Origin of the sequence: Aestuariicoccus sp. MJ-SS9, assembly GCF_032586235.1 — a bacterium.
Taxonomy (GTDB): Bacteria; Pseudomonadota; Alphaproteobacteria; order Rhodobacterales; family Rhodobacteraceae; genus Aestuariicoccus.
Map to the genome: position 1 here is coordinate 19,140 of NZ_JAWHTD010000004.1, position 22,747 is coordinate 41,886.

A 22,747-nucleotide genomic window follows, 5' to 3' on the forward strand; every position below is an offset into this window, starting at 1 on the left:
GTCGGCCCGGGCAGCGGCCTTTTCGTGAGTGGTGGTCGACCGAAAGGTGTCAGAAGTTGCAGTTCGGCACGGCCGCTTTCATGGCGAATGTCTCTTCGAGAACCTTCATCAGCGCCTCGGCCGCGCGGCGTTCTTCCTCGGTGTCGGCAGAGGCGATCTGGTCCTGGCAGTATTGCATCAGGTCCGCAGGCCGGATCTTTTGCTTGGGCGGCGTCGTGGTCTTTTCGGTCGGGAAAGCGACTACGTTTGTGCCCGTTTCGGGATTGTCGGCCAGTGCGTCGGCCTCTTCCGGCGTCGCGAAGACGTCGCCGTCAATGCCCGAATGTGCGCGGATGCCCGCGACGCGTTCGGGGGAACAATCGAGAAGTCCGGCCATGGCCACCACCTTTCCCATTGGAGTTGCTTGGCCCAGATAATCGTAGGGCGCATTGTTGGAGCGTATCATCACGCGGTTCATCACCGGGTCCATCACGGCGACGGCGTCCCTGACGCCAGCCTCCATCGCGTATTCGAAGGCGCCGATCATCACCTCGCTGGTGACATATGAAATCGAGTTCCGCCCGCGTCCGCCGCGCTTGAGCCGGTCGGCGTCGACGCAGAATCGGGTCGCCTCCCAGACCTGCGGGTCGCGAAGCGGGGATTCACCCCCCAGAATTTCGTGGAAGACGTCGGCCAGCATGTGCGGCCCCGTCGTTTGCAGCAGGCGCATACAGCCGACGACCTGCCGGTCGTCATCGACCGAAATCAGATAGGCCGGATCGAGATGGTCGAACTGGTCGATCTCCATGCCGTTCTCGACTTCGACCTCCCAGCCGAGCCGGTCGCGGAAGACGCGCGCGCGCAGCCGGAACGTGTCTTCCAGAAGGGTGGTGTATTCGTTTCGGTTGAGTCCATCTACGACTATGATCATTGTGTTATCCCCTGAGTGTGTCGTTAAGAGCCTGTGAACAGCCTACGACAACTCGGGAATAACGCTATTGGGGGTATCCCGTAGCCGGGGGATTCTCGCCGATCTCAGCCTGGCTCGATCATGCCAAGCGCGATGCCACGGCCCACCGCTTGCGCGGTTGTGAGCGCGCGCAGCTTGGTGCGGGCGGATCTGAGATGCACTTCGACGGTGCGGTGCGAGATGGTCAGGATGTCGGCGATGTCCTGCTGCATCTTGCCCATGGCGCACCATTGCAGGATTTCCACCTCGCGTTGCGACAGGGCCTGATGCCCCAGCGCGGCGATCAGCGTGCCCGACTGGATCACGCTGTCATGGATGTGCACGGCGGCGACCTGAAGGTTGCCGATCACCTTCTGTTTCAGCTGCAGCCACTCGGTATCGCCGCAATCGCGCGTCACGCTCAGCAGGCCGCAATCGCCGAAGGGGCCCCGGATGGGAACGGTCAGGCCGCGTTTCGAGATGCCGAATTCCCCGGCGTCGTCGAACACCCGGTTGAAGTTCCGGTCACGGCGAAAGCGCGACCAGTCCACCGGCGCGATGCTGCGCGCCGAGGTATAGAGCGTGGGATCGACCTCGTGCATCTGGCTCTGGCCGTAATGCCGCTTCCATTCGTCGGGATAGGTCGCATAGCCCAGCACATCGCCGGTGAGCGGGTTTGCGGTCGCATAGGACGCGTAGTCGAACTCCAGCTCGTCGCAGAGTTTCGCAAGGTATCTGTCATAACGGGCTTCGTCACCCGCATGATCCGCAAGATCGATCAGTTCCATGCAGCCCCTTTCCCCGGGCGCGGTCAGTTCGATTTGGTCAGGTTGACCTGATTGGACTCGTTAGACAAGGAACGCAAGAAACTCACCAAAGCTTTCTTCTGATTATCCGATAACGTGTCGACCAATTCAACCACATCCCTATGGCGCGATCCGCTGCGCCCGTCGAAACGGGCGCTGCATAAGCTGTCGGCGTCGTCGTCCTGCTCGAAAAAGAAGGTCACCGGCACTTCGAGAACACGCGCGATCAGCCACAGCCGCGAGGCCGCAACCCGGTTTTGCCCGCTTTCATACTTTTGGATCTGCTGAAAGCGGACGTCTATTTGTTCAGCCAGGTCCGATTGCGTCATCCGCAGGGCCTGCCTGCGTTGCTTGATGCGCCGCCCGACCAGGGCGTCGATGGTACTCGTCAACATTAGATACCTCACAAGTCACTGAACTTTACACGGTTGTACCGATAATCGTGGCATCCCTTTGACGCGAGGGCAAGGAATACGTAGCTTTGTGGCCATATGGGCAGAAAACGAACAAAAAGAGGCCGCACAATGGGTTGTGCGGCCTCTTTGATGTCACAAAAAGTGGCGATCAGTCGTCGCTGTCGTCCCGGGCGGGGGTCTCTTCGGTCTCGACCGTCTCGGCCAGCTCTTCGTCTTCCGAGGTCGCGGCTCCGATGTCCTCGAAAAGCTCGGCGATCTCGAATTCCGCGGCGGCCTCTTCCTCGGCGGCCAGTTCCTGGATCGACTTGCCCGACGCCTGCAGCTCGGCCTCTTCGGGCGAGCGGGCAACGTTCAGCTCCATCGTGACCATGACCTCGGGGTGAAGGTGCACCTCGACGGTGTGCAGGCCCAGCTCTTTGATGGGCTGGCGGATCACGACCTGCTTGCGGTCGATCGAGAAGCCGGCCTCGGTGGCCACGTCCGCGGCGTCACGGGTGGTGACCGAGCCGTAGAGGTTGCCGCCGTCCGAGGCGGAGCGAATCACCACGAACTGCTGACCGTCGAGCTTTTCGCCCAACGCCTCGGCTTCCTTGCGGGTTTCGAGGTTGCGGGCTTCGAGCTGCGCTTTCTGCGTCTCGAATTGCGCGATGTTCTCTTTCGAGGCGGTCAGCGCCTTGCCCTGCAGCAGCAGGTAGTTGCGCGCATAGCCGGGCTTGACGTCGACGACGTCGCCCATCTGGCCCAGCTTGGCCACGCGTTCCAGAAGGATCACTTGCATGTGCCTGTCTCCTTATTTCACGGCGTAGGGCAGCAGGGCGAGGAAGCGGGCGCGCTTGATGGCGCGGGCCAGTTCACGCTGCTTCTTGGCCGATACGGCGGTGATGCGCGAAGGCACGATCTTGCCGCGCTCGCTGATGTAGCGCTGCAGCAGCTTCGTGTCCTTGTAGTCGATCTTGGGTGCATTGTCGCCCGAGAAGGGGCAGACCTTGCGGCGGCGGAAAAACGGTTTTGCAGCCATAGGTTATATCCTCTTCTTCAGGTGATCAGTTGCGGCGTTCGCGGCGGTCGCCACGTTCGTCGCGCTTCTGCATCTGGACCGAGGGGCCTTCGTCGTGGGCGTCGACCTTGATGGTCAAGACGCGCATCACGTCGTCATGCAGACGCATCAGGCGCTCCATCTCCTGCACGGCGGATGCGGGGGCATCGGTGCGCAGATAGGCGTAGTGGCCCTTGCGGTTCTTGTTGATCTTGTAGGCCATCGTCTTGACGCCCCAGTATTCCTGCTCGACCAGCTTTCCGCCGTTGTCGGCCAGGACGGTGCCGAAATGTTCGATAAGGCCTTCGGCTTGCGTGTTGGACAAGTCCTGACGCGCAATAAAGACATGCTCATAAAGCGGCATGCGTGCTCCATTTCTATCCGGGCGCATTTCAAAGGGCGCGGCTGCCAGACCTTTCGCGCCGGCCCACGAGAGACTGCGCGGTTCAAACGTTTCTGCGAAAGGCGAGGCTCCGTATACACGGATTGCGGTGCGGCGCAAGGGCGGCGGGTTTCCGCCGGGGCGGGGCATTGCCCGGGGCCTTGCCGCATTCGCGCCATCATTCGGCGGGACGGTCAAGGGTACACGAGTAACCGGAGAGTCCCATGCCGTCCCGTGCCGGAAACGTCCGCCCCGATTTCGCCCGCATCCTCCTGTTGCGCCTGTGTCTGTCGACTGCGGGATGGGCACTGGGGTTTTCGGCGTTCCTGTGGTGGCTGGCGCCGGGCCCGGGCGCGCTGCCGGAACTGTCGCTGCCGCGGCTGGGCCTGTCGCTGGCGATGCTGCTGGGGGGCCTGTGCTGTCTCGTGGCGGCCCATCCGTCCCGAGGCTGAAACTCCTGTTCATCCCTGCACAGAAACTGCGGGTTTTCGTGCAATTGAGGCTTGGGCCCTGCCGATCACATACCTCCTCATATTTGAATTGGAGGTACGACCGATGAAATCCCTGATCCTCGCCGCCGCCCTGGGCCTTGCGCCCTTGGCCGCCTATGCCAACAACAGCGCCACCGCCGGCGCCGAAACCTACGTTCTGGACGCCAGCCACAGCCAGATCGTCTTTTCCTACAACCATCTGGGCTATTCCACGACCTACGGCATGTTCTCGGGCTTCGACGGCACGATCCAGTTCGACCAGAACGCGCCCGAGAATTCCTCGGTCGAGGTTTCGTTCCCGGTGCGCACCATGCTGACCGGCTGGGAAGGCCGCTTCAATCACTTCATGTCGGCCGATTTCTTCGATGCCGCCGATGACGAGATGGTGACCTTCACCTCGACCGCGATCGAGGTCACCGGCGACACCACCGCCGACATCACCGGCGATCTGACCCTCAACGGTGTCACTAAGCCGGTCGTCCTGGCCGCCACGCTGAACCAGCAGGGCAACCATCCGATGGAAAACAAGCCCTGGGCCGGGTTTGACGCCACCACGACGATCAAGCGCAGCGATTTCAACGTCGGCGCCTTTGCGCCCTTCGTGTCGGACGAGGTCGAAGTGATGATCTCGATCGAGGCAATGAAGGCCGACTAAGCTCCGCACTCACGGAATCTGCAAAACACCCCCGAAGCGCGGCTTCGGGGGTGTTTTCGTGCCGTCAGCCCTTGCGACGGGGGCGCGACAGACGCATTCCGGGCGCGTGCAGCATCTCTTCGGGTCCGGTCCAGGCATAGGCCAGAAGACAGGGCTCGCGGTCGCCGGTGGTGATGCGGTGTTCGTCGCCGGGGCTGTTGAGGATCAGCGAGCCGGGCGCATAGACCGCCGAGTTGTTCTCGGACCAGGCACCCGCGATCGAGATATAGCTTTCCTCGATGTCGCGGTGGCTGTGCTGGGGGTAGGTCGTCTTGGGCGCGAACAGCACGAACCCCAGGATCAGCCGTTCCGACAGCACCGGCCCGCGCGGGCCCAGCACCTCGCAATAGGCGTATTTCTGCGCCAGCCCCTTGGGCACCTTGTCATAACCGTATTCCCAGTTCAGCCGGTCGCGCACCTCGCGCAGGGCGCGGGCCATGCCCTGCATCGCGCCGCGCTCGCCCAGATCGAGCGCGCGGGCGAAATGCGCGGTCACCGGCTTGGTGCCGGCCGGGGTGACGGCGATCTCGGCATTTCCGGCGATCACCGCCGACAGCCGGTCGCGCACCCGCTTCATATGGCTGCGGATCGTGGTGCTGCCCCCGGCCGACCCTTGCCGGTAAAGCGATTCGAACTCGCGCAGCAGGTAGATCCAGTCGGGATTTTCGGTCAGCCGGCCAAGCGCCGGGGCGGATGGGGAAAGGTCTGTCATGGCGCACCTGCGGCAGTCGGGGGTCACGCCCCCTCAGAAAGCCAAACCGGCGCCGGGATCAAGACCTATTCGGCGTCGGCGCGTATCGCGGTCAGCGACACGACTACATCGACGGCAAAGCCCAGCTGGCTGTCGTCGGTCATGGTGTCGCCGATGGCGAAGTCGCGCCGGTCGAGCGTCACGCGCCCGTCCATCGCCGCGCTGTCCCCCTCCAGCGTCAGGGCAAAGGGCATTTGCACCGGCATTTCAGCCCCGCGCAGCGTCAGCGTGCCGTCTGCCACATAGCCGTCGGCCGCGCGCAGGATGTCGGCGCGGAAGGTGGCGGTGGGAAATTGCGTGGCGTCGAAGAAATCCGGCCCCATGGCCTGCGCCGTGACCGACCCCAGAGACAGCGACGCGATGGCGATCTGCACCGTCACTTCGCCTTGTTTGCCGGGCTGATCCCGGTCCTCGAAGGTGATGTCCGCCGTCCAGTCGGCGAAACTGCCCGTGACCTCGGAACCGAGCTGCTGGACCGCGATCTGGAGCGTGCCTTCCTGCACCTGCCAGTCGGATTGGACCTCCTGCAAGGCGGCGACCTGCGCGGCGCTGGCCTGATGCTGGAACGCGCCCAGTCCGGCCCCCGCGCTCAGGGCTGCGGCCCAAAGCACTAGCGCAATCAGCGGCGCGGCAAGACCGCCGTGGCTGCCGCCGTGCTGGCCCGCCTCGGTCTTGCCCGGCAGCATCCGGCGCAGCGTGGCGTCGCGGTCGACGAAGTGGTGTTTCAGCGCGCCGAGGATATGCAGGCCGAGCGCGATGATCAGGACCCGCTCGAAGATGATGTGCAGCGCGGCGGCTGTGCCGGCCACCGCCTCGGATTTCGGCACGAAGGGCAGCGACTGGCCGAAGGGCCACCAGATCGGCGCAAATCCCGACGTGGCGGCGTGATGAACCCAGCCCGCCAGCGGCACGACCACCAGCGACCCGTAAAGCAGCCAGTGCACCACGGCGGCCAGCAGCGTCTCGGCCCGCCGCTCGGGGTGCAGGGACGCGGGCTTGGGCTGGCTCAGCGCCCAGAGGATCCGCAAGAGCGCCACAAAGAAGATCGTCACGCCCACGGTCTTGTGCGCCGAAAAGAGCAGCGCCTTCATGGCCAGCGCCTCGGGCGTGTCGAACGCCCAATCGTTGGCGAGGATGCCCAGCGGGATCGCGGCAAGAATGCCAAGCGCGGTCAGCCAGTGCAGCGTCTTGGTGACGGCGCCGTAGCGGGTGGAGGTGTTGGTCATGGCCATGGTGCAGTCTTTCATTTGCATTTCCGCGCAACCTACGTCGGCGCGCGGCGGCGGCAATGACCGCTGCCGCACAAAGACCGTGCAGGATTGCGCGTTCGGGGCGGGACGGGTAAGCACAGGGCAAAAGACAAGGCGACAGGAAGGAGTTTCCATGCAGCGTGCGTTCGTGTTTCCCGGTCAAGGGGCGCAGACCATCGGGATGGGCCGCGACCTGGCCCAGGCCTATCCGGCGGCGCAGGCGGTCTTCGACGAGGTTGACGCCGCGCTCGGAGAATCGCTCAGCGCGCTGATCTGGGAGGGCGAGATCGAAACCCTGACCCTGACCGAAAACGCGCAGCCCGCGCTTATGGCCACGTCCATCGCGGTGATGCGCGCGCTCGAGGCCGAGGGCGTCGGGATCGACACGGCCTCTTTCGTGGCCGGGCACAGCCTCGGCGAATATTCCGCCCTGACGGCGGCGGGCGCGTTCAGCGTCGGCGACGCGGCGCGGCTCTTGCGGCTGCGCGGCCGGGCGATGCAGGCGGCGGTTCCGGTGGGGCAGGGCGCGATGGCGGCTCTGCTGGGCCTCGACTTCGACAACGTGCGCGCGGTGGCCGAAGAGGCCGCCCAGGGCGAGGTCTGCCAGGCCGCCAACGACAACGATCCGGGGCAAGTGGTCGTCTCGGGCCACAAGGCCGCCGTCGAGCGCGCGGTCGAGCTGGCCAAGGCGCGTGGCGCCCGGCGCGCCGTTCTGCTGCCCGTCAGCGCCCCGTTCCACTGCGCGCTGATGCAGCCCGCCGCCGACGCCATGGCCGAGGCGCTGGCCGGGGTCGAGATCAAAGCCCCCGCCGTGCCGCTGGTGGCCAATGTGACCGCGGCGCCGGTCAGCGACCCGGCCAGCATCCGCAAGCTGCTGGTCGACCAGGTCACCGGCGCGGTGCGCTGGCGCGAATCCGTCGCCGCCATGACCGCCGCCGGCGTGACCGAGTTCTGGGAGATCGGCGCGGGCAAGGCGCTCACCGGCATGGTGCGCCGCATCGACCGCAACGCCTCGGGCCGCGCCATCGGCTCGCCCGACGACGTGCGCGCGGCGGCGGAAAGCCTGCAGGCCTGACATCCCGGCGCGCACCCCCCGCGCGCCCCCGAAAAGGAGACGACATGTTCGATTTGACTGGAAAGACCGCGCTTGTGACCGGTGCCTCTGGCGGCATCGGCGGCGAGATCGCCAAGACGCTGCACGCCGCCGGGGCGACCGTCGGCCTCTCGGGCACCCGCACCGGCCCGCTTGAGGCGCTGGCCGCCGAACTGGGGACACGCGCCCATGTACTGCCCTGCAACCTCTCGGACCCCGAGGCCGTCGCCGCGCTGCCCAAGCAGGCCGCCGAGGCGATGGGTGGCGTCGATATCCTGGTGAACAACGCCGGGATCACCCGCGACAACCTCTTCATGCGGATGTCGGACGACGAATGGCAATCGGTGATCGACGTGAACCTGACGGCGACCTTCAAGCTCTGCAAGGGCGTTCTGCGCGGCATGATGAAGGCCCGCTGGGGCCGGATCGTCAACATCAGCTCGGTCGTGGGGGCCACCGGCAACCCCGGGCAGGGCAATTACGCCGCCGCCAAGGCGGGCATGGTGGGCATGTCGAAATCGCTGGCCTACGAGGTCGCCAGCCGCGGCATCACCGTCAACGCCGTGGCGCCAGGCTTTATCGAGACCGCGATGACCGACAAGCTGAACGACGACCAGAAGGCCGCGATTCTGGGCCAGATCCCCGCCGGCCGCATGGGCACGCCCGAAGAGATCGCGGCGGCGGTGCTCTATCTCGCCAGCCCCGAGGCGGCCTATGTCACCGGGACGACGCTGCATGTGAACGGCGGCATGGCGATGCTGTGAATGCTGCGCCGCGGCGCGTTCGGCGAGGGGTGCGAAAGCATTTGCCATCCCCGCCGCGTATGCTATAGGCGCGTCAGTTTTGGCCGGGGGGCGCGTTTTGCGTTGATTGGCCAGACCCTCCGAAACGCGGGGGGACCGAGCCGCCCGAAAGGGTAACCAGAGCCACCCCCTCGGGGCGAGGGCAAACCGGGCCACAATAGGCCCGAACAGACGATGAGGATGACAATATGAGCGATATCGCAGAGCGCGTGAAGAAGATCGTGGTCGAGCACCTGAGCGTGGAAGAAGAAAAAGTGACCGAGAGCGCGTCGTTCATTGACGATCTGGGCGCAGACAGCCTCGACACGGTCGAGCTGGTCATGGCGTTCGAAGAAGAATTCGGTATCGAGATTCCCGATGACGCGGCCGAAACCATCCAGACCTTCGGCGACGCGGTGAAATTCATCTCGGAAGCCAACGACTCCTGATCCCCCGACGGATCGGAAATTTCAGCGGCGCTCCCATCCGGGGGCGCCGTTTCTCGTTGTGTGTGCCGCGTCAGGAGCTTTCGGGCTGCAGCAGGCCACGCGCCAGCAACGCGCGGAATTGCGCGATGTCGGTCTCGATGGCGCGCTCCAGCGGGATATGCGGCACCTCGCCCAGAACGCCGCGCAGCGCCGCGTCGTCGTAATCCGCCGCCACAGGCAGCGGCGTGCCGCGTTCATAGGTGATCTGTGCGCCGGGTTCCTGCCGCAGCACCATGTCGACGAAATCCGCGACCTCGACCACGTCGTTGCGCAGGTTGCAGGCCGCCGCCCCGCGGTGCCCGGCGCGCGCGCAGCCGATGAACATCCGCGCCACGTCGCTGGCGTGCTGCAGCGCGACCGGCCCGTCGAAACGGATGTGGAAGGGCGCCCCTGCGGCGACGGCCAGCAGCGCCCGCGCGGTGTCTGAACTGATGCCCTGGTCGCGGCCCACGCCATAGACCACACCCGGGCGCAGCCCGACGCTGCCGACCTCCCATTCCTGCCAGTAGATGCGCGCCATATCCTCGTTCGCCATCTTGGTGACGCCGTAAAGCGTATCTGGCAGGCGCGGCGCGTCGTCGGCGATGCGCCCTGGAGGATAGGCCGTGGCGGGGCCGAAGACGGCCATCGAACTGGCATAGCTCAGCCCGCTGACGCCGCAATGCCGCGCGGCCTCGAAGATGTTGGTGGTGCCGGTGACGTTCACCGCCGCGCCCAGCGGCGGGTTGGCCTTAACGAACGGCACCTGCAGCCCGGCCAGATGCACGATATGTGTGATGCCGTGATCCTCGACGGCGGCGCGCACCGCTGCGCCGTCGGTGACATCGAGCTCGATCCACGCGATGGCGTCGAGCGCGTCGTCCTCCATCAAAAGCCGGGGCCGCGCCAGATCCTTGCGCAGGTCCGAGGCGACAAAGGCCGCGCCTTCGCGCTGAAGGTGGTAAAGCACCCAGGACCCGATGCAGCCCGACGCGCCGGTGATCAGAAATTTCTCGTCCATTCCGCGACCGCCTTTCCCTTTTGGTATACCATCAACCCTACGCCCATCCCGCCCCGAATGCCATGCCGGGCGGTCGATGCCGCGAAGCGGCGTCGACATGTCGTGTGCAAACGACAGGACGCGCGGGATCGCTATTATGCTCTGATCCGGACGCATTGCGCGTCCACGGCGCAGGAGAGGTTGCCATGCAGATCATACCGACACTCGAATTGCAGAACGGGCGCTGCGTGACGCTGCGCAAGGGCCGGATGGCGGACCCGATCCTCTGGCATGTGGACCCGGTCGAAACCGCCTTGGGCTTTGTCGAGGCGGGCGCCAGCGCGCTGCGCATCACCGATTTCGACGCGATTGCCGGCGCGCAGGGCAACGACGCGCTGATCGAGACCCTGCTGCGCAAGGTCGGCGTGCCGGTGCAGATCGCCGGCGGCATCCGCTCGCGCGAGCGGGCGGAATACTGGATCGACAAGGGCGCGGGCCAGGTCGTCATCGGCACGCTGGCGGTGCAGGCCCCGCGCGTGGTGATGGAACTGGCCAAATACCACCCCGACATGGTGGTGCTGAGCCTCGACGTCTGGCAGGGCAAGCTGATGACCCATGGCTGGAATACCCCCAGCGCCTTCACGCCCGAGGCCTTCCTCGACTCGTTCCGCGACGTGCCGCTGGCTGGCGTGGTCGTGACCGATATCGACAGCGACGACGAGGATGTGGATGCCCAGCTGGGGCTGATCACGGGGCTGGCGGCGCACACCCGCCATCCGGTGATCGCCAGCGGCGTGGTCGATACGCTCGACGATATCGCGCGGCTGAAATACGTCTACAACATCGCGGGCGTACTGGTGGGGCGGGCGCTGATGCGCAAGACCTTCGCATTGGCCGATGCGCTGAGCGTGGCGCAGGAAAGCCGCGAAAAGGTCGCCGATTTCCAATAGCCGTCCCCGGGCCGGAATGAAAAACGCCGCCGGGGGACCGGCGGCGTCTCAACGTTCGGAGGGCGCAATCAGCCGTCGAAATCGACCTCTTCGACCAGGCGCAGCGCATCGGCGCTGTAGCCTGCGAGCGTCATCAGGTTGACGTCGTCGGCGGTGAAGCTGCCCCAGTTGTTGACCAGCGCCACCGGCTCGGTGCCCGGCGCGATGGGGTATTCGTAGTTGGCCGCGGCATAGATCTCCTGCGCCTCGGGCGAGGTCAGGTATTCCATCATCTTAAGCGCGTTGTCGCGGTTCGGCGCCGCCTTGGTCATCGCCACGCCCGAGATATTCACATGGGTGCCGCCGTTCTCGAACTCGGGGAACAGGATGCGCACGGAATTGGCCCATTCCGCCTGTTCCTCGTCCTCCAGCATCTCGCCCATGTAATAGGTGTTGCCCAGGCTCACGTCGCACTGCCCGGCCCAGATTGCCTTGACCTGTGCGCGGTCGTTGCCCTGCGGCTTGCGCGCCAGGTTCGCCTTGACGCCCTCGAGCCATTCCTTGGCGGCCTTTTCGCCGTGGTGGTGGATCATCGCCGACACCAGCGCGATCGTGTAGGGGTGCGTGCCCGAGCGGGTGCAGATGCGGCCTTCCCATTCCGGGGTGGCCAGCTCTTCGTAGCTGGTCAGCTCGCCATCGGCCACGCGGTCCTTGCTGGCATAGACGATGCGGGCGCGGGTGGTGACGCCGAACCATTGGTTGTCCGGGTCGCGGTATTGCGCGGGCACGTTCTGGATCAGCGTGTCGCTGGTCACCGGCTGGGTGACGCCCGCGTCGACCGCGGCGGCCAGGCGCGAGATGTCGACCGTCAGGATCAGGTCGGCGGGCGAGCGGTCGCCCTCGGCCAGCAGACGCTCGACCATGCCCTTTTCCAGATAGGCGACGTTGACCTCGATGCCGGTGGCCTTGGTGAAGGCGTCGGTCAGCGGCTGGATCAGCTGCGGCTGGCGGTAAGAATAGACGTTGACCTCGTCGGCGAAGGCCGGTGCTGCGGTGGTGGCCAGGGCCAACGCGGCGGCGGTGGTGGTGCGGAATGACATGCAAACCTCCCAAGGCTTGGTGTTTCGATTACACCGCCCATAAATCCGACAAAAACACTCGGGTCAATACCCGATTTTTTAGATCAGGTATTTGTGAGCCCCTTTTCGCGCGCCTTTGCCGCATCCCAGAGCGCGTCCATCTCCGCCAGATCGCTGTCCTGCGGCCCGCGGCCTTGGGCGGCGAGCGCGGCCTCGATGGCCTGAAAGCGGCGGGTGAACTTGGCGTTGGCGGCGCGCAGGGCCTCTTCGGGGTCGATGCCCAGATGCCGGGCGAGATTGGCCATGACGAACATCATGTCGCCGAATTCTTCGTGCCGGTGGTCGGGGTCGGTGGCCTCGCGCAGCTCTTGGGCCTCTTCGATCAGCTTGTCGATCACCTGATCCGTGCTGGGCCAGTCGAACCCCACCCGCGCCGCGCGCTTTTGCAGCTTGACCGCTCGAGTCAGCGCCGGAAGGCCCCGCGCCACGCCGTCGAGCACCCCGGTCTCGGCCTTGCCCGCGCGCTCGGCGGCCTTGATCGCCTCCCAGTCGCGGGTCTGTTGTTCGGCGGATTTGTCCCGGCTTTCGTCGCCGAAGACATGCGGATGGCGCGCGACCATCTTGTCGCCGATGGCGTTGGCCACGTCGTCGAAGGTGAACATCCCCGCCTCGGCCGCCATCTGGGTGTGATAGACCGATTGCAGTAGCAGATCGCCCAGCTCGCCCCTCAGCTCGTCCCAGGCCTGCCGTTCGATGGCGTCGGCGACCTCATAGGCCTCTTCGATGGTGTAGGGCGCGATGCTGGCGAAATCCTGCTCGATGTCCCAGGGGCAGCCGGTCTCGGGGTCGCGCAGACGGCGCATGATCTCCAGCAGCCGCGGCATCCCGCCCTTGGGGTCGTGGATCAGATCGTCGCTCATTGCATTGTCCCTCCGTTTGGGCAAGGGATGAGACAATCCGCCAAAGGAGTCCAGCATTGCCCGTCATCAACCGAATCGCCGCCTTTGCCGAGGACATGACCGCCTGGCGCCAGCATCTGCACCGCAACCCCGAGCTGGGGCTCGACTGCCACCGGACGGCGGCCTTCGTGGTCGAGAAACTGCGCTCTTTCGGTATTTCGGAAATTACCGAAGGATTGGCGACATCCGGCGTCGTGGCGATCATCGAGGGGCAGGGCGAGGGGCCCTGCACCGGCCTGCGCGCCGATATGGACGCGCTGCCGATGGAGGAACGCACCGGGGTCGACTGGGCCTCGACCGTGCCGGGGCGCATGCACGCCTGTGGGCATGACGGCCACACCGCGATGCTGCTCGGCGCGGCGAAATACCTTGCCGAGACGCGTAATTTCGCGGGCCGGGTGGCGCTGATCTTTCAGCCCGCCGAAGAGGTCATCGGCGGCGGGCGCATCATGGTCGAGGAGGGCATGATGGAGCGTTTCGGCATCGACGAGGTCTATGCCCTGCACACCGACCCTTTCGGCGAGCTTGGCGAATTCCGAACCTGCCCGGGCCCGATCATGGCGTCGGTGGACGAATTCGAGATCGCGGTGAAGGGCGTCGGCGGCCACGCCGCCTATCCGCATATGTGCCGCGATCCGATGCCGGCGGCGCTGGCGATCGGGCAGGGCTTGCAGACCATCGTGTCGCGCAATGCCGATCCGGTGGCGTCGCTGGTGGTGTCGCTGACGCAGATGCACGGGGGTACGGCGATGAACATCATCGCCGACCGTGTCTATATGTCCGGCACGGTGCGCAGCTTCGACCCGGCGCTGCGCGATCTGGCCGAGACGCGGCTGCGGGCGCTGGCCGAGGGGCTTGCCGCCGCGCATGGCGTGACGGCCGAGGTCACCTATCACCGCAACTACCCCGCCACGATCAACCCCGCCGCTGAAACCGCGCAGGCGGCCGAGGTGGCGCGGCAGGTGTCGGGCCGCGTGATCGACGACCTGCCGCCCGAGATGGGGGCCGAGGATTTTTCCTACATGCTCAACGCCCGTCCGGGATGTTTCCTGTTTCTGGGGCAGGGGATCGGCCCGTCGGTGCACCACCCGGAATTCGATTTCAACGACGCGGCAGCGCCCTTCGGCGCGTCCTTCTTCGCGCGGCTGATCGAGACGCGCCAGCCGCTGTCGGCCTGAGCGGCGTCAGACCTCGACCGGGCGGATCAGAGTCGCCAGATAGTCGCGCGTGTCCTTGTCCCACTCGGCGGGGTTTTCGTCGTGGGCGATGCGGGCGTGGGCCTCCATCAGCTGCCAGACCTCCGCTTCGGTCTCGGCGACGACGGAGGCCGGGCAGGCCTCCATCCCCTCGCAATCGCGGCAGGCATAGGAATAGGCTTTCATGATCTCTTCTCCGGACGGTCAGGGGAATTTCGGATAGGCGCGCAGGCGTTCGTCCAGCACCACCCAGGGCTGCTTTTCGCTGACATAGACATTCGTCGTGGGCCTTGCCGCCGAGGGATCGTCGAGCGTGGCGCTGAGAATGGCGTAGTCGGTCCAGTCGTCCCCGGCATAGCTGAGCGAGGTGCCGCAGGTTCCGCAGAACCCGCGCCGCACGCCGGGCGAGGAATGATAGATCGCCATCTCACCTTGCAGGATCTCGAAATTGTCCGGGGCGACGGCGGAATAGGTGGCAAAGCCCGCGCCCACCGCGCGCTGGCAGGACCGGCAGTGGCAATGGGCGGAATAGGTGAAGGGCCCGTGCAGGCGGTAGCGGATCGCACCGCACATACAGCCGCCGTCGTGATGGGGGTTGGGGGCGGTCATGGCGCCTGTCCTCCTGTCAGAATTTCTGCGAAAAACCGGTGAAGTTTGCGTGATACCCCGGCAAGCTTGGCAGAAGCCCGCGAAAATGCGACATAATAATTCTCGGGAATTGTCAGGAAATCTCACAGGTGAGCTGGACCGCGCTGCCATCTCTGAACGCCTTGCGCGCCTTTGCGGTGCTGGCCGAGACCGGTTCGTACTCGCGTGCGGGCCTTGCGCTCAACGTCACGCACGGGGCGATCGTTCAGCAGGTCAAGGCGCTTGAGCGCGATCTCGATCTGCAGCTGGTCGCCCGGGCGGGGCGCGGCGTGGTGCTGACCGAAGAGGGCGCGCGGCTGGCGCGGGATCTGAACGCCGGGTTCCGGACCATCCGAAACAGCATCGAGGCGCTGCGCGACACCGGACATGAGCGGCCCGTGCAGGTGACGATGTCGCCCGCCTTTGCGGTGCAATGGCTGATGCCCCGGCTGGCGGAGTTTCAGACGCAGCACCCCGAGATCACGCTGATGCTGAACCCCAGCGGCAAGCTGGTCGAGCTGCGGCCCGGTGGCATGGATTTGGCGATCCGCTATGCGCGCAAGGACAGGCTGCCCGAGGGCGCGGATGTGCTGCTGAGCTGCGATCTGTTGGTGGTCGGAACGCCCGAGCTGGTCGCCGGGCGCGAGCTGCGCGATCCCGCCGATCTGCTGGGGCTGCCGTGGCTGCAAGAGCTTGGCACCGACGAGGTGGCGGAGTGGTGCGCGCGCCATGGCCTTCCGCCGGAGCGGCGGCCGGGAAACATCTCGCACATGCCGGGCAACCTGATTCTGCGGGCGGTGCGGCGCGGCGACGGGCTGACCTATACGGTGCGCTCGTGGGTGGCGGATGCGCTGGAGAGCGGCGCGCTTGTGGGCTTTTTCGCCGAAAAGGACGCAGGCGCCTTTCATATTCACACCCTGCCGCTGGCCCACCGCCCGGCGGTGCGTCACTTCATCCGTTGGCTGAAACGGCAGGCGGCGGGCGGCGCCCCCCTTGTACCCTGAGCCGTTTCGGTCAAGGTTGCGCGGCGGGAGGTGGCCAATGCCAATCATCAATTCCATCGCGGCCATGGAGGCCGATCTGACCGCCTGGCGGCGGCATCTGCACCAGCACCCGGAACTGGGGCTGGAGTGCCACCAGACCGCGACCTTCGTCGTGGACAAGCTGCGCTCGTTCGGTATTTCGGAAATTTCCGAAGGATGGGCGCAATCGGGTGTCGTGGCCATCATCGAGGGGCGTGGCCCCGGGCGCACCATCGGGCTGCGCGCCGATATGGACGCGCTGCCCATCGCCGAGATCAGCGGCGCCGCCCATGCCTCGACCGTGCCGGGCAAGATGCATGCCTGCGGGCACGACGGCCATACGGTCATGCTGCTGGGGGCGGCGAAATACCTCGCCGAGACCCGCAATTTCGCCGGCCGCGTGGCGCTGATCTTTCAGCCTGCTGAAGAGGGCGAGGGCGGCGGGCGCATCATGGTCGAAGAGGGCATGATGGATCACTTCGGCATCGACGAGGTCTACGGCATCCACAACGCGCCGGGCGAGACGGCGGGCAACATCCTGACCGCGCCGGGGCCGCTGATGGCGGCGGTGGACACGTTCTATATCGACGTGCAGGGGCAGGGCGGCCACGGTGCCATGCCGCATCAGGCGCGCGATCCGGTGATGGCGGCGGTGAGCATCGTGCAGGCGCTGCAGACCATCGTCAGCCGCAATGCCGACCCGCTCGATCAACTGGTGCTGACGGTGACGCAGATCCATGCCGATGGCGGCACGAACATCATCGCCGACAGCGCCCGCATCGTCGGAACCGTGCGCTGGTTCCAGCCCGAGGTGCAGCAGCTGGTCATCGACCGGATGGCTGAAATTGCCGAGTTTCAGGCCAAGAGCTTTGGCATGTCGGCCCGCGTGACCTACGAGAAAGGCTATCCGCCGACGATCAACCACCCCGCCCAGGCCGGTTTTGCCGCCGAGGCCGCGCGCGAGGTGGTGGGTGCCGATCACGTCGACGAGGCCACCCCGCCGATCATGGCGGCCGAGGATTTCTCGTATATGCTCGAGGCGCGTCCGGGGGCCTATCTGTTCCTCGGGCAGGGCGACACACCGGTCTGCCACCACCCGGCCTATGATTTCAACGACGCCATCGCGCCCGTGGGCGTGTCGTTTTTCGCGCGGCTGGTCGAAAAGGCCCTGCCGCTCTGATCCGGGGCAGGCGTCGCGCGGCCCTTTCGCGCAACGTCCACCCACCCACCCCGTTGCACGAAAGGGCCGCATCGCATGGCATTGGAAGACGCCAAGACCGAAGTGGATCGCGCCTTTACCGGCCAAGACCTCAAGGGGCCGTCGTTCGAGAACGTCTTCGGCGGCGCCGCCTCGTTCCTGCGGCGGCGCTACACCAAGGACCTCAGCATGGCCGATCTGGCGGTGACAGGCGTGCCCTTCGACCAGGCGGTGACCAACCGCCCCGGCACTCGTCTGGGCCCGCGCGCGATCCGCGAGGCGTCGCTCTTGCAGCCTTGCGACGCGCCTTACGGCTGGGGTTATGACGTGCTGAGCGAGTTCGCCATCGCCGATTACGGCGATCTGGCCTTCGATTATGCCGATGTGGCGGGGTTTCCCGCCACGCTCGAGGCGCATGTCAAAGGGATCCTCGACAGTGGCACCGGCTGCATCGCGCTGGGGGGCGACCATTCGATCACCCTGCCGATCCTGCGCGCCCATGCGGCGAAATACGGCCCCCTGTCGGTGCTGCAATTCGACGCCCATACCGACACCTGGGCGGATGACGACATGTCCCGCATCGACCACGGCACGTTTATGTACAAGGCGGTCAAGCTGGGGCTGGTGGATCCGGCGCGGTCGGTCCAGGTGGGCATCCGCACCGACAACCCCGACACGCTGGGCTTCAACATCATCGACGCGCGCGCGGTGCACCGCGAGGGGCCCGAGGCGGTGGCGGCGCGCATCCGCGACATCCTGGGCGATCATCCCGCCTATCTGACCTTCGACATCGACGCGCTGGACCCGGCCTTTGCGCCGGGCACCGGCACGCCGGTCTGGGGCGGGCTGACGAGTCATCAGGCGGCGGTGATCCTGCGCGGCATCGCCGGGATCAACATGGTGGGCGGCGATGTGGTCGAGGTGTCGCCGCCTTTCGACACCACCGGGGCCACGGCGATCGCGGGCGCGCATGTGGCGACCGAGCTTTGCTGTCTCTGGGGCTGGACCCGGCGCTGACGCGGCCGCCGCTGGTGCGCAGCACCCGGCACGATCGGCGGGAAATCGCGAAAATCCGCCCTATGGCCTTTCCCCCGCGCCCGAATCGTGGGACGCCCGTCGCCTGACGCGAACGAGGCATTGGCGGGCGGGATCAGATCGGGTAATCACTCGAAATGAGTGCCTCGGGCACAACCAAAACGGGATCAGGGTATCGTGCGGATGATTTTCTGGATCATTGTGGTGGCCATCGTGGCCGGGCTGGCGTGGATCCGCTTTGCCCCGTCCGATCCGGCGGATTGGCATGTCGACCCCAAGGTCACCGCCGATCAGGATCTGGCCGTCGGGGTGCGGCGGCGGATCGGGCTTGGCGCTGACACGTTCGAGACCCTGCATCAGATCATCCTGGAAACCCCGCGCACCGAGGTGCTGGCAGGCGGCCCCGAAGAGGGGCGCGCGACCTATGTTACCCGCAGCCTGTGGCTGGGCTTTCCCGATTACACGACGGTCCAGCAGGCCGACGACCATCTGGAGCTTTACGCCCGTCTGCGGTTCGGCCAGTCAGATCTGGGCGTCAACAAGGCCCGGGTCGAGGGCTGGCTGACGGCTTTGCGGCAGGCCGAGGCCGGAGGATAGGCAGCCCTCGCTCACCTCGCGCCACATCGGCACGTTGAGCGACATCTGGCATTGCGCCATGAACATGCGTCCGTCCACCTGCAGGCAGATCGTCTCGCCCAGCTCGACCCGCGCGCCGGTGCGGTCGGTGCAATAGCAATCCACCGTCTTGCCGCCGATATTGGCATCCGCCAGCGCCGGGCCCGCAAGCGCCAGAAACAAAAGCGTTATCCGTATCATGGGCCAAGGGTATCACGGTTTCGCCCCTTGACCAAAGCGCATTCCTGAGGGACAGAGACCCATGATCCCGTCAGACCGTCTTGAACAGCTCCGCCAGCGTCTTGGCTATATCGAGGCCCAGATGGCCGAGGGCGCAGGCGACATCGCCGCGCTGGGGCGCGAATATGCCGATCTCAAGCCCGTGGTGGCGCAGATCGACGAATGGGATCGGCTGCAATCGGACATCGCCGAGACCGAAGAGATGCTGTCGGACCCCGAAATGCGCGCCCTGGCCGAGGACGAGCTGCCCCGCCTGCGCGCCCGTCTGCCCGAGGTCGAGCGTGCCTTGCAGGTGGCGCTTTTGCCGCGCGACGCGGCGGATGCGCGGCCCGCCATGCTGGAGATTCGCCCAGGCACGGGCGGCGAAGAGGCGGCGCTTTTCGCGGCCGATCTCTTGCGGATGTACCAGCGCTATGCCGAATCCAAAGGCTGGCGCTTCGAGATCGTCGAGGCGCAGGAAACCGAGCTGGGCGGCATCCGCGACGTGACGGCGCATATCGCCGGCGAGGGCGTCTTTGCCCGGCTGAAATACGAATCCGGCGTGCACCGGGTGCAGCGCGTGCCCGAAACCGAATCCGGCGGGCGCATCCATACGTCAGCCGCCACCGTCGCCGTGCTGCCCGAGGCCGAAGAGGTCGACATCCGCATCGACCCCAACGATTTGCGCATCGACACGATGCGCAGCTCGGGTGCGGGCGGCCAGCACGTCAACACCACCGACTCGGCCGTGCGGATCACCCATATCCCCACCGGGATCGTGGTGACCTCGTCCGAGAAATCCCAGCACCGCAACCGCGAGATCGCCATGCAGGTCCTGCGCACGCGGCTCTACGACGCCGAGCGCCAGCGCGCCGACAGCGAGCGTTCGGCAGACCGCAAGGCGCAGGTGGGCTCGGGCGACCGCTCCGAGCGGATCCGCACCTACAACTTCCCGCAGGGCCGGATGACCGACCACCGCATCGGCCTGACGCTTTACAAGCTCGACCAGATCATGGCGGGCGATCTGGATGACATCATCGACGCGCTGATCGCCGAACATCAGGCCGCGCAGCTGGCCGAAATGGGCGCATGAGGGGCGCCGAGCTTGTCGCGCGCGGCACCGCCACGTTGAACGCCGCCGACGTGCCCGACGCGGGCCGCGACGCGCGCCGCCTGCTGGCGCATGTGCTCAAGGTGCCGCCGGGGCGGCTGACGCTGTTTCTCAGCGAAGAGGTCGACCCGCATCTCGAAGTGGCCTTCAACGTGCTGATCGAACGGCGCGCCGAGCGCGTGCCGGTCAGCCACCTGACCGGGCGGCGGCTGTTCTACGGGCGCGAATTCCTGGTCACGCCCGAGGTGCTCGACCCGCGCCCGGAAACCGAAACCCTGATCGAGGCGGCTTTGGCAGAACCCTTCGGCGGCGTGCTCGATCTGGGCACCGGGTCGGGCTGCATCCTGCTGACGCTCTTGGCCGAGCGCGACTCTGCCTGGGGCATCGGCACCGACCTGAGCCCAGAGGCGCTGAACGTCGCCTTCTGGAACCGCAACGCGCTGAAGCTCGAAGGCCGCGCGGCGCTGGAGCAGGGCAGCTGGTACGACCCCCTGCGCGATCTCGACGAGGTCTTCGACCTGATCGTGTCGAACCCGCCCTATATCGCACAGGACGAGCTGCGTGATCTCGCCCCAGAGGTGCGCGATTACGAACCCCACATGGCGCTCAGCGACGGCGGCGACGGGCTGTCGTGCTATGCCGAGATCTTTGCCCAGGTGCTGGATTTTCTGGCGCCCGAAGGCCGGCTTCTGGTCGAGATCGGCGCCTCTCAGGGCGCCGAGGTCAGTGCGATGATGCGCGACGCCGGGCTGAGGCAGGTGACCGTGATCCAGGATCTCGACGGGCGCGACCGGGTGGTCCTGGGCCGTCATCCGGCCGCAAAGCGACGCTGATCGGCCACTTACGCCCGAAATTCGGCGTTTTATGCTTGTATATCGGGGCTTGGCGTGTTTATCAGTAGATGTTCCAGCGGTGGATGCCTTGCGGCGGTCCCGCGGAACGCCAAGCCATACATTGTCGTGGTTCGCACATCAGGGTGCACATCGTACCCGCCGAACCGCTAAAGCAGGCAGTCAAAACGAAGGCTGGAAACACCACACCATGCGCTCATCGAAATCCCGTTCGCGGAACAAGTCGAACCGCAACCGTTCGTCGGTTGGCAATGTCGTCAACCGTGTGTTCGACAGCTCTGGCCCCGAGGGCAAGGTGCGCGGCACCCCGCAGCAGATCATCGACAAGTACAATCAGCTTGCGCGCGACGCGCAGCTCTCCAACGACCGCGTCGCGGCGGAAAACTTTCAGCAGCACGCCGAACACTACCTGCGCATGCTGAGCGAGGCGCAGCGCGAACAGGATCAGCGCCGCGAACAGCAAGAGCGGGAAAACCGCGAACGCCAGGCGCAGCGCGACCGCGAACGCAGTGACCGGCAGGACCGCGACCAGCAGCATGGTGGGTCCGACACCTCGGGCGATCAGGGCGACCAGCGCCCGCAGCAGCCGCCGCGCGACCCCGCTTATTCCGATCAGCCCGACGTGGTCGACATGTCCGGGCCTGACGATGGCCCCGGCCTTGTGGACACCCCTGAAAGCCGGTCGGACAACCAGCCCGAACTCACGTCCGAGGACAAGCCGCGCAAACCCCGCGCCCCGCGCAAACCGCGCGCCCCGCGCAAGAAGTCCGAGCCCAAGTCCGACGGTACCGACAGCTCCGGCGACGAAACGCCGAGCGCCGCGGAATAACAGCCCGCGCACCAGCCCGAAGTGACGAAAGGCGCCCCCGCGGGCGCCTTTTTGCTGCGTCCTGCCGACCTGGCGCGGCCTCAGCCCCGGCGCGCGGCCTCGACGGCGCAGGCCAGCGCACAGAACGCCTCCAGCGGCACCTGTTCGGCGCGTTCGGTGGGCGCGATCCCGACCGAGGTCAGCAGATCCTCGATTTCGGGGTGCAGCCCCCGCAACGCGGCGCGCAACATCTTGCGGCGCTGGTTGAAGGCCATGGCGACCACCCGCTCCAGCACCGCGGCCGGCGCGGGAAAGCGCGGCTCGGGCAGGGCACGCAGATGCACCACGGCCGAACTGACCTTGGGCGGCGGGGTGAAGGCCTCGGGCGGCAGGGTCAGCACGATCCGTGCCTCGGTACGCCACTGCGCCAGAATCGCCAGCCGGCCATAGGCCTTGCTTCCCGGCTGAGCCACGATGCGCTCGGCCACCTCGCGCTGGAACATCAGCGTGAGGCTGGTCCAGAACGGCGGCCAGTCCTCGGGCGTCAGCCAGCGCACCAGCAATTCGGTGCCGACGTTGTAGGGCAGGTTGGCGCAAACCGCGATGGGCGGCGTCAGATGCGCCAGCGGATCGATGCGCAGCGCATCTCCCTCGATCACACTCAGCCGCCCGGGATAGGCCTCTGCGATCTCGGCCAGCGCCGGCAGACAGCGCGCGTCCTTCTCGATCGCCAGCACATGCCGCGCGCCCTCGGCCAGAAGACCGCGCGTCAGCCCCCCGGGGCCGGGCCCCACCTCCAGCACATCCATGCCGCTCAGATCCCCCGCCGTCCGCGCAATCCGCGCGGTCAGGTTCAGATCGAGCAGAAAGTTCTGCCCGAGCGCCTTGCGGGCCCGCAGCTCGTGCCGCGCGATTACCTCGCGCAGAGGCGGCAAGCCATCGATCCCGCTCATGATTTCACTGATCCCAAAATATCTCGGGGGGTTTGGGGGGCTGGCCCCC

At 66.3% G+C, this 22,747-nt stretch carries 29 protein-coding genes; 14 read left to right on the forward strand and 15 right to left on the reverse strand.

The window, feature by feature from the left end; translation table 11 throughout:
• Window positions 1–49: 49 nt before the first annotated feature.
• From RXV88_RS04235 to rpsF, 6 genes are all read right to left on the reverse strand, one after another.
• A complete protein-coding gene (locus tag RXV88_RS04235) occupies window positions 50–910 on the reverse strand; it encodes an acyl-homoserine-lactone synthase (RefSeq protein ID WP_316290858.1) in 861 nt (286 codons plus the stop codon).
• 104 nt (window positions 911–1,014) lie between these two features.
• Window positions 1,015–1,716, reverse strand: a complete 702-nt coding sequence (locus RXV88_RS04240) for an autoinducer binding domain-containing protein (RefSeq protein WP_316290859.1) — start codon at window positions 1,714–1,716, stop codon at window positions 1,015–1,017.
• A gap of 23 nt (window positions 1,717–1,739) precedes the next feature.
• On the reverse strand, window positions 1,740–2,126 hold the full coding sequence (locus RXV88_RS04245) for a helix-turn-helix transcriptional regulator (RefSeq protein WP_316290860.1): 387 nt from the start codon (window positions 2,124–2,126) through the stop codon (window positions 1,740–1,742).
• A gap of 172 nt (window positions 2,127–2,298) precedes the next feature.
• Window positions 2,299–2,928: a 50S ribosomal protein L9 gene (rplI, locus tag RXV88_RS04250; RefSeq protein WP_316290861.1), complete on the reverse strand. Its 630-nt coding sequence runs from the start codon at window positions 2,926–2,928 to the stop codon at window positions 2,299–2,301.
• Between the two features lie 12 nt (window positions 2,929–2,940).
• The gene (rpsR, locus tag RXV88_RS04255) at window positions 2,941–3,168 is read right to left on the reverse strand and encodes a 30S ribosomal protein S18 (protein WP_008328567.1); all 228 of its coding nucleotides are present in this window, start codon (window positions 3,166–3,168) and stop codon (window positions 2,941–2,943) included.
• Window positions 3,169–3,193: 25 nt separating this feature from the next.
• Window positions 3,194–3,550 (reverse strand): 30S ribosomal protein S6, encoded by a 357-nt coding sequence (gene rpsF, locus RXV88_RS04260; protein WP_316290862.1) that lies wholly within the window; start codon window positions 3,548–3,550, stop codon window positions 3,194–3,196.
• 242 nt (window positions 3,551–3,792) lie between these two features.
• On the opposite strand from rpsF, the gene RXV88_RS04265 reads away from it, so the two are divergent.
• A complete protein-coding gene (locus RXV88_RS04265; RefSeq protein ID WP_316290863.1) occupies window positions 3,793–4,020 on the forward strand; it encodes a hypothetical protein in 228 nt (75 codons plus the stop codon).
• Between the two features lie 103 nt (window positions 4,021–4,123).
• Entirely contained in the window at window positions 4,124–4,714 is a 591-nt protein-coding gene (locus RXV88_RS04270; RefSeq protein WP_316290864.1) for a YceI family protein, read from the forward strand.
• Between the two features lie 64 nt (window positions 4,715–4,778).
• Here RXV88_RS04270 and RXV88_RS04275 read toward each other — a convergent pair whose 3' ends face one another.
• Together RXV88_RS04275 and RXV88_RS04280 are read right to left on the reverse strand one after the other, a co-directional pair.
• The gene (locus tag RXV88_RS04275; RefSeq protein ID WP_316290865.1) at window positions 4,779–5,465 is read right to left on the reverse strand and encodes a dimethylsulfonioproprionate lyase family protein; all 687 of its coding nucleotides are present in this window, start codon (window positions 5,463–5,465) and stop codon (window positions 4,779–4,781) included.
• A 65-nt stretch (window positions 5,466–5,530) separates the two neighbouring features.
• Window positions 5,531–6,757, reverse strand: a complete 1,227-nt coding sequence (locus RXV88_RS04280; protein WP_316290866.1) for a cytochrome b/b6 domain-containing protein — start codon at window positions 6,755–6,757, stop codon at window positions 5,531–5,533.
• 130 nt (window positions 6,758–6,887) lie between these two features.
• Here RXV88_RS04280 and fabD point away from each other — a divergent pair, with 130 nt between their 5' ends.
• The 3 genes from fabD (at window position 6,888) to RXV88_RS04295 (ending at window position 9,078) form a co-directional block, all read left to right on the forward strand.
• Window positions 6,888–7,829, forward strand: a complete 942-nt coding sequence (fabD, locus tag RXV88_RS04285; protein ID WP_316290867.1) for an ACP S-malonyltransferase — start codon at window positions 6,888–6,890, stop codon at window positions 7,827–7,829.
• Window positions 7,830–7,873: 44 nt separating this feature from the next.
• Window positions 7,874–8,611: a 3-oxoacyl-ACP reductase FabG gene (gene fabG, locus RXV88_RS04290; protein WP_316290868.1), complete on the forward strand. Its 738-nt coding sequence runs from the start codon at window positions 7,874–7,876 to the stop codon at window positions 8,609–8,611.
• A 227-nt stretch (window positions 8,612–8,838) separates the two neighbouring features.
• Window positions 8,839–9,078 carry an acyl carrier protein gene (locus RXV88_RS04295; protein ID WP_316290869.1) on the forward strand — a complete coding sequence of 80 codons (240 nt, stop codon included), beginning with the start codon at window positions 8,839–8,841 and terminating at the stop codon, window positions 9,076–9,078.
• 70 nt (window positions 9,079–9,148) lie between these two features.
• On the opposite strand, the gene RXV88_RS04300 is transcribed toward RXV88_RS04295, so the two are convergent.
• On the reverse strand, window positions 9,149–10,117 hold the full coding sequence (locus RXV88_RS04300) for an NAD(P)-dependent oxidoreductase (protein ID WP_316290870.1): 969 nt from the start codon (window positions 10,115–10,117) through the stop codon (window positions 9,149–9,151).
• Window positions 10,118–10,302: 185 nt separating this feature from the next.
• Here RXV88_RS04300 and RXV88_RS04305 point away from each other — a divergent pair, with 185 nt between their 5' ends.
• Window positions 10,303–11,046 carry a 1-(5-phosphoribosyl)-5-[(5-phosphoribosylamino)methylideneamino] imidazole-4-carboxamide isomerase gene (locus tag RXV88_RS04305; RefSeq protein ID WP_316290871.1) on the forward strand — a complete coding sequence of 248 codons (744 nt, stop codon included), beginning with the start codon at window positions 10,303–10,305 and terminating at the stop codon, window positions 11,044–11,046.
• Window positions 11,047–11,114: 68 nt separating this feature from the next.
• On the opposite strand, the gene RXV88_RS04310 is transcribed toward RXV88_RS04305, so the two are convergent.
• Window positions 11,115–12,125 (reverse strand): Fe(3+) ABC transporter substrate-binding protein, encoded by a 1,011-nt coding sequence (locus tag RXV88_RS04310; protein ID WP_316290872.1) that lies wholly within the window; start codon window positions 12,123–12,125, stop codon window positions 11,115–11,117.
• Window positions 12,126–12,208: 83 nt separating this feature from the next.
• Window positions 12,209–13,024: a nucleoside triphosphate pyrophosphohydrolase gene (gene mazG, locus RXV88_RS04315; protein WP_316290873.1), complete on the reverse strand. Its 816-nt coding sequence runs from the start codon at window positions 13,022–13,024 to the stop codon at window positions 12,209–12,211.
• Between the two features lie 56 nt (window positions 13,025–13,080).
• Between mazG and RXV88_RS04320 the strand changes: the two genes are divergently transcribed.
• Window positions 13,081–14,241 carry a M20 aminoacylase family protein gene (locus tag RXV88_RS04320; RefSeq protein ID WP_316290874.1) on the forward strand — a complete coding sequence of 387 codons (1,161 nt, stop codon included), beginning with the start codon at window positions 13,081–13,083 and terminating at the stop codon, window positions 14,239–14,241.
• Between the two features lie 6 nt (window positions 14,242–14,247).
• On the opposite strand, the gene RXV88_RS04325 is transcribed toward RXV88_RS04320, so the two are convergent.
• Entirely contained in the window at window positions 14,248–14,445 is a 198-nt protein-coding gene (locus RXV88_RS04325) for a DUF1059 domain-containing protein (RefSeq protein WP_316290875.1), read from the reverse strand.
• 18 nt (window positions 14,446–14,463) lie between these two features.
• Complete coding sequence (locus tag RXV88_RS04330) at window positions 14,464–14,868, reverse strand: GFA family protein (protein WP_316290876.1); 405 nt, start codon at window positions 14,866–14,868, stop codon at window positions 14,464–14,466.
• 128 nt (window positions 14,869–14,996) lie between these two features.
• On the opposite strand from RXV88_RS04330, the gene RXV88_RS04335 reads away from it, so the two are divergent.
• From RXV88_RS04335 to RXV88_RS04350, 4 genes are all read left to right on the forward strand, one after another.
• Window positions 14,997–15,890 carry a LysR family transcriptional regulator gene (locus RXV88_RS04335; RefSeq protein ID WP_316290877.1) on the forward strand — a complete coding sequence of 298 codons (894 nt, stop codon included), beginning with the start codon at window positions 14,997–14,999 and terminating at the stop codon, window positions 15,888–15,890.
• A 37-nt stretch (window positions 15,891–15,927) separates the two neighbouring features.
• Window positions 15,928–17,088: a M20 aminoacylase family protein gene (locus tag RXV88_RS04340; RefSeq protein ID WP_316290878.1), complete on the forward strand. Its 1,161-nt coding sequence runs from the start codon at window positions 15,928–15,930 to the stop codon at window positions 17,086–17,088.
• 75 nt (window positions 17,089–17,163) lie between these two features.
• Window positions 17,164–18,123 (forward strand): agmatinase, encoded by a 960-nt coding sequence (speB, locus tag RXV88_RS04345; protein ID WP_316290879.1) that lies wholly within the window; start codon window positions 17,164–17,166, stop codon window positions 18,121–18,123.
• Between the two features lie 201 nt (window positions 18,124–18,324).
• Complete coding sequence (locus tag RXV88_RS04350) at window positions 18,325–18,738, forward strand: DUF1499 domain-containing protein (RefSeq protein WP_316291049.1); 414 nt, start codon at window positions 18,325–18,327, stop codon at window positions 18,736–18,738.
• Here the strand turns inward: RXV88_RS04350 and RXV88_RS04355 are convergent.
• Window positions 18,664–18,957 (reverse strand): hypothetical protein, encoded by a 294-nt coding sequence (locus RXV88_RS04355; RefSeq protein WP_316290880.1) that lies wholly within the window; start codon window positions 18,955–18,957, stop codon window positions 18,664–18,666. The genes RXV88_RS04350 and RXV88_RS04355 overlap by 75 nt on opposite strands.
• Window positions 18,958–19,018: 61 nt before the next feature.
• Between RXV88_RS04355 and prfA the strand changes: the two genes are divergently transcribed.
• From prfA to RXV88_RS04370, 3 genes are all read left to right on the forward strand, one after another.
• Entirely contained in the window at window positions 19,019–20,068 is a 1,050-nt protein-coding gene (prfA, locus tag RXV88_RS04360) for a peptide chain release factor 1 (RefSeq protein ID WP_316290881.1), read from the forward strand.
• Window positions 20,065–20,919 (forward strand): peptide chain release factor N(5)-glutamine methyltransferase, encoded by an 855-nt coding sequence (gene prmC / locus RXV88_RS04365; protein WP_316290882.1) that lies wholly within the window; start codon window positions 20,065–20,067, stop codon window positions 20,917–20,919. Before prfA ends, prmC begins: the two co-directional genes overlap by 4 nt.
• 208 nt (window positions 20,920–21,127) lie before the next feature.
• A complete protein-coding gene (locus RXV88_RS04370) occupies window positions 21,128–21,766 on the forward strand; it encodes a DUF4167 domain-containing protein (protein WP_316290883.1) in 639 nt (212 codons plus the stop codon).
• 80 nt (window positions 21,767–21,846) lie between these two features.
• Here the strand turns inward: RXV88_RS04370 and rsmA are convergent, their stop codons facing one another.
• Window positions 21,847–22,698, reverse strand: a complete 852-nt coding sequence (rsmA, locus tag RXV88_RS04375; protein WP_316290884.1) for a 16S rRNA (adenine(1518)-N(6)/adenine(1519)-N(6))-dimethyltransferase RsmA — start codon at window positions 22,696–22,698, stop codon at window positions 21,847–21,849.
• Between the last annotated feature and the right edge of the window lie 49 nt (window positions 22,699–22,747).

What these genes read in the sequence shown, in the direction of transcription:
- RXV88_RS04235 (WP_316290858.1), bottom strand. Translation starts at nt 910, where the DNA reads ATGATCATAGTCGTAGATGGACTCAACCGAAACGAATACACCACCCTT.
- RXV88_RS04240 (WP_316290859.1), bottom strand. Translation starts at nt 1,716, where the DNA reads ATGGAACTGATCGATCTTGCGGATCATGCGGGTGACGAAGCCCGTTAT.
- rplI (WP_316290861.1), bottom strand. Translation starts at nt 2,928, where the DNA reads ATGCAAGTGATCCTTCTGGAACGCGTGGCCAAGCTGGGCCAGATGGGC.
- rpsR (WP_008328567.1), bottom strand. Translation starts at nt 3,168, where the DNA reads ATGGCTGCAAAACCGTTTTTCCGCCGCCGCAAGGTCTGCCCCTTCTCG.
- rpsF (WP_316290862.1), bottom strand. Translation starts at nt 3,550, where the DNA reads ATGCCGCTTTATGAGCATGTCTTTATTGCGCGTCAGGACTTGTCCAAC.
- RXV88_RS04265 (WP_316290863.1), top strand. Translation starts at nt 3,793, where the DNA reads ATGCCGTCCCGTGCCGGAAACGTCCGCCCCGATTTCGCCCGCATCCTC.
- RXV88_RS04270 (WP_316290864.1), top strand. Translation starts at nt 4,124, where the DNA reads ATGAAATCCCTGATCCTCGCCGCCGCCCTGGGCCTTGCGCCCTTGGCC.
- RXV88_RS04275 (WP_316290865.1), bottom strand. Translation starts at nt 5,465, where the DNA reads ATGACAGACCTTTCCCCATCCGCCCCGGCGCTTGGCCGGCTGACCGAA.
- RXV88_RS04280 (WP_316290866.1), bottom strand. Translation starts at nt 6,757, where the DNA reads ATGCAAATGAAAGACTGCACCATGGCCATGACCAACACCTCCACCCGC.
- fabD (WP_316290867.1), top strand. Translation starts at nt 6,888, where the DNA reads ATGCAGCGTGCGTTCGTGTTTCCCGGTCAAGGGGCGCAGACCATCGGG.
- fabG (WP_316290868.1), top strand. Translation starts at nt 7,874, where the DNA reads ATGTTCGATTTGACTGGAAAGACCGCGCTTGTGACCGGTGCCTCTGGC.
- RXV88_RS04295 (WP_316290869.1), top strand. Translation starts at nt 8,839, where the DNA reads ATGAGCGATATCGCAGAGCGCGTGAAGAAGATCGTGGTCGAGCACCTG.
- RXV88_RS04300 (WP_316290870.1), bottom strand. Translation starts at nt 10,117, where the DNA reads ATGGACGAGAAATTTCTGATCACCGGCGCGTCGGGCTGCATCGGGTCC.
- RXV88_RS04305 (WP_316290871.1), top strand. Translation starts at nt 10,303, where the DNA reads ATGCAGATCATACCGACACTCGAATTGCAGAACGGGCGCTGCGTGACG.
- RXV88_RS04310 (WP_316290872.1), bottom strand. Translation starts at nt 12,125, where the DNA reads ATGTCATTCCGCACCACCACCGCCGCCGCGTTGGCCCTGGCCACCACC.
- mazG (WP_316290873.1), bottom strand. Translation starts at nt 13,024, where the DNA reads ATGAGCGACGATCTGATCCACGACCCCAAGGGCGGGATGCCGCGGCTG.
- RXV88_RS04325 (WP_316290875.1), bottom strand. Translation starts at nt 14,445, where the DNA reads ATGAAAGCCTATTCCTATGCCTGCCGCGATTGCGAGGGGATGGAGGCC.
- RXV88_RS04330 (WP_316290876.1), bottom strand. Translation starts at nt 14,868, where the DNA reads ATGACCGCCCCCAACCCCCATCACGACGGCGGCTGTATGTGCGGTGCG.
- RXV88_RS04340 (WP_316290878.1), top strand. Translation starts at nt 15,928, where the DNA reads ATGCCAATCATCAATTCCATCGCGGCCATGGAGGCCGATCTGACCGCC.
- speB (WP_316290879.1), top strand. Translation starts at nt 17,164, where the DNA reads ATGGCATTGGAAGACGCCAAGACCGAAGTGGATCGCGCCTTTACCGGC.
- RXV88_RS04350 (WP_316291049.1), top strand. Translation starts at nt 18,325, where the DNA reads ATGATTTTCTGGATCATTGTGGTGGCCATCGTGGCCGGGCTGGCGTGG.
- RXV88_RS04355 (WP_316290880.1), bottom strand. Translation starts at nt 18,957, where the DNA reads ATGATACGGATAACGCTTTTGTTTCTGGCGCTTGCGGGCCCGGCGCTG.
- prfA (WP_316290881.1), top strand. Translation starts at nt 19,019, where the DNA reads ATGATCCCGTCAGACCGTCTTGAACAGCTCCGCCAGCGTCTTGGCTAT.
- prmC (WP_316290882.1), top strand. Translation starts at nt 20,065, where the DNA reads ATGAGGGGCGCCGAGCTTGTCGCGCGCGGCACCGCCACGTTGAACGCC.
- RXV88_RS04370 (WP_316290883.1), top strand. Translation starts at nt 21,128, where the DNA reads ATGCGCTCATCGAAATCCCGTTCGCGGAACAAGTCGAACCGCAACCGT.
- rsmA (WP_316290884.1), bottom strand. Translation starts at nt 22,698, where the DNA reads ATGAGCGGGATCGATGGCTTGCCGCCTCTGCGCGAGGTAATCGCGCGG.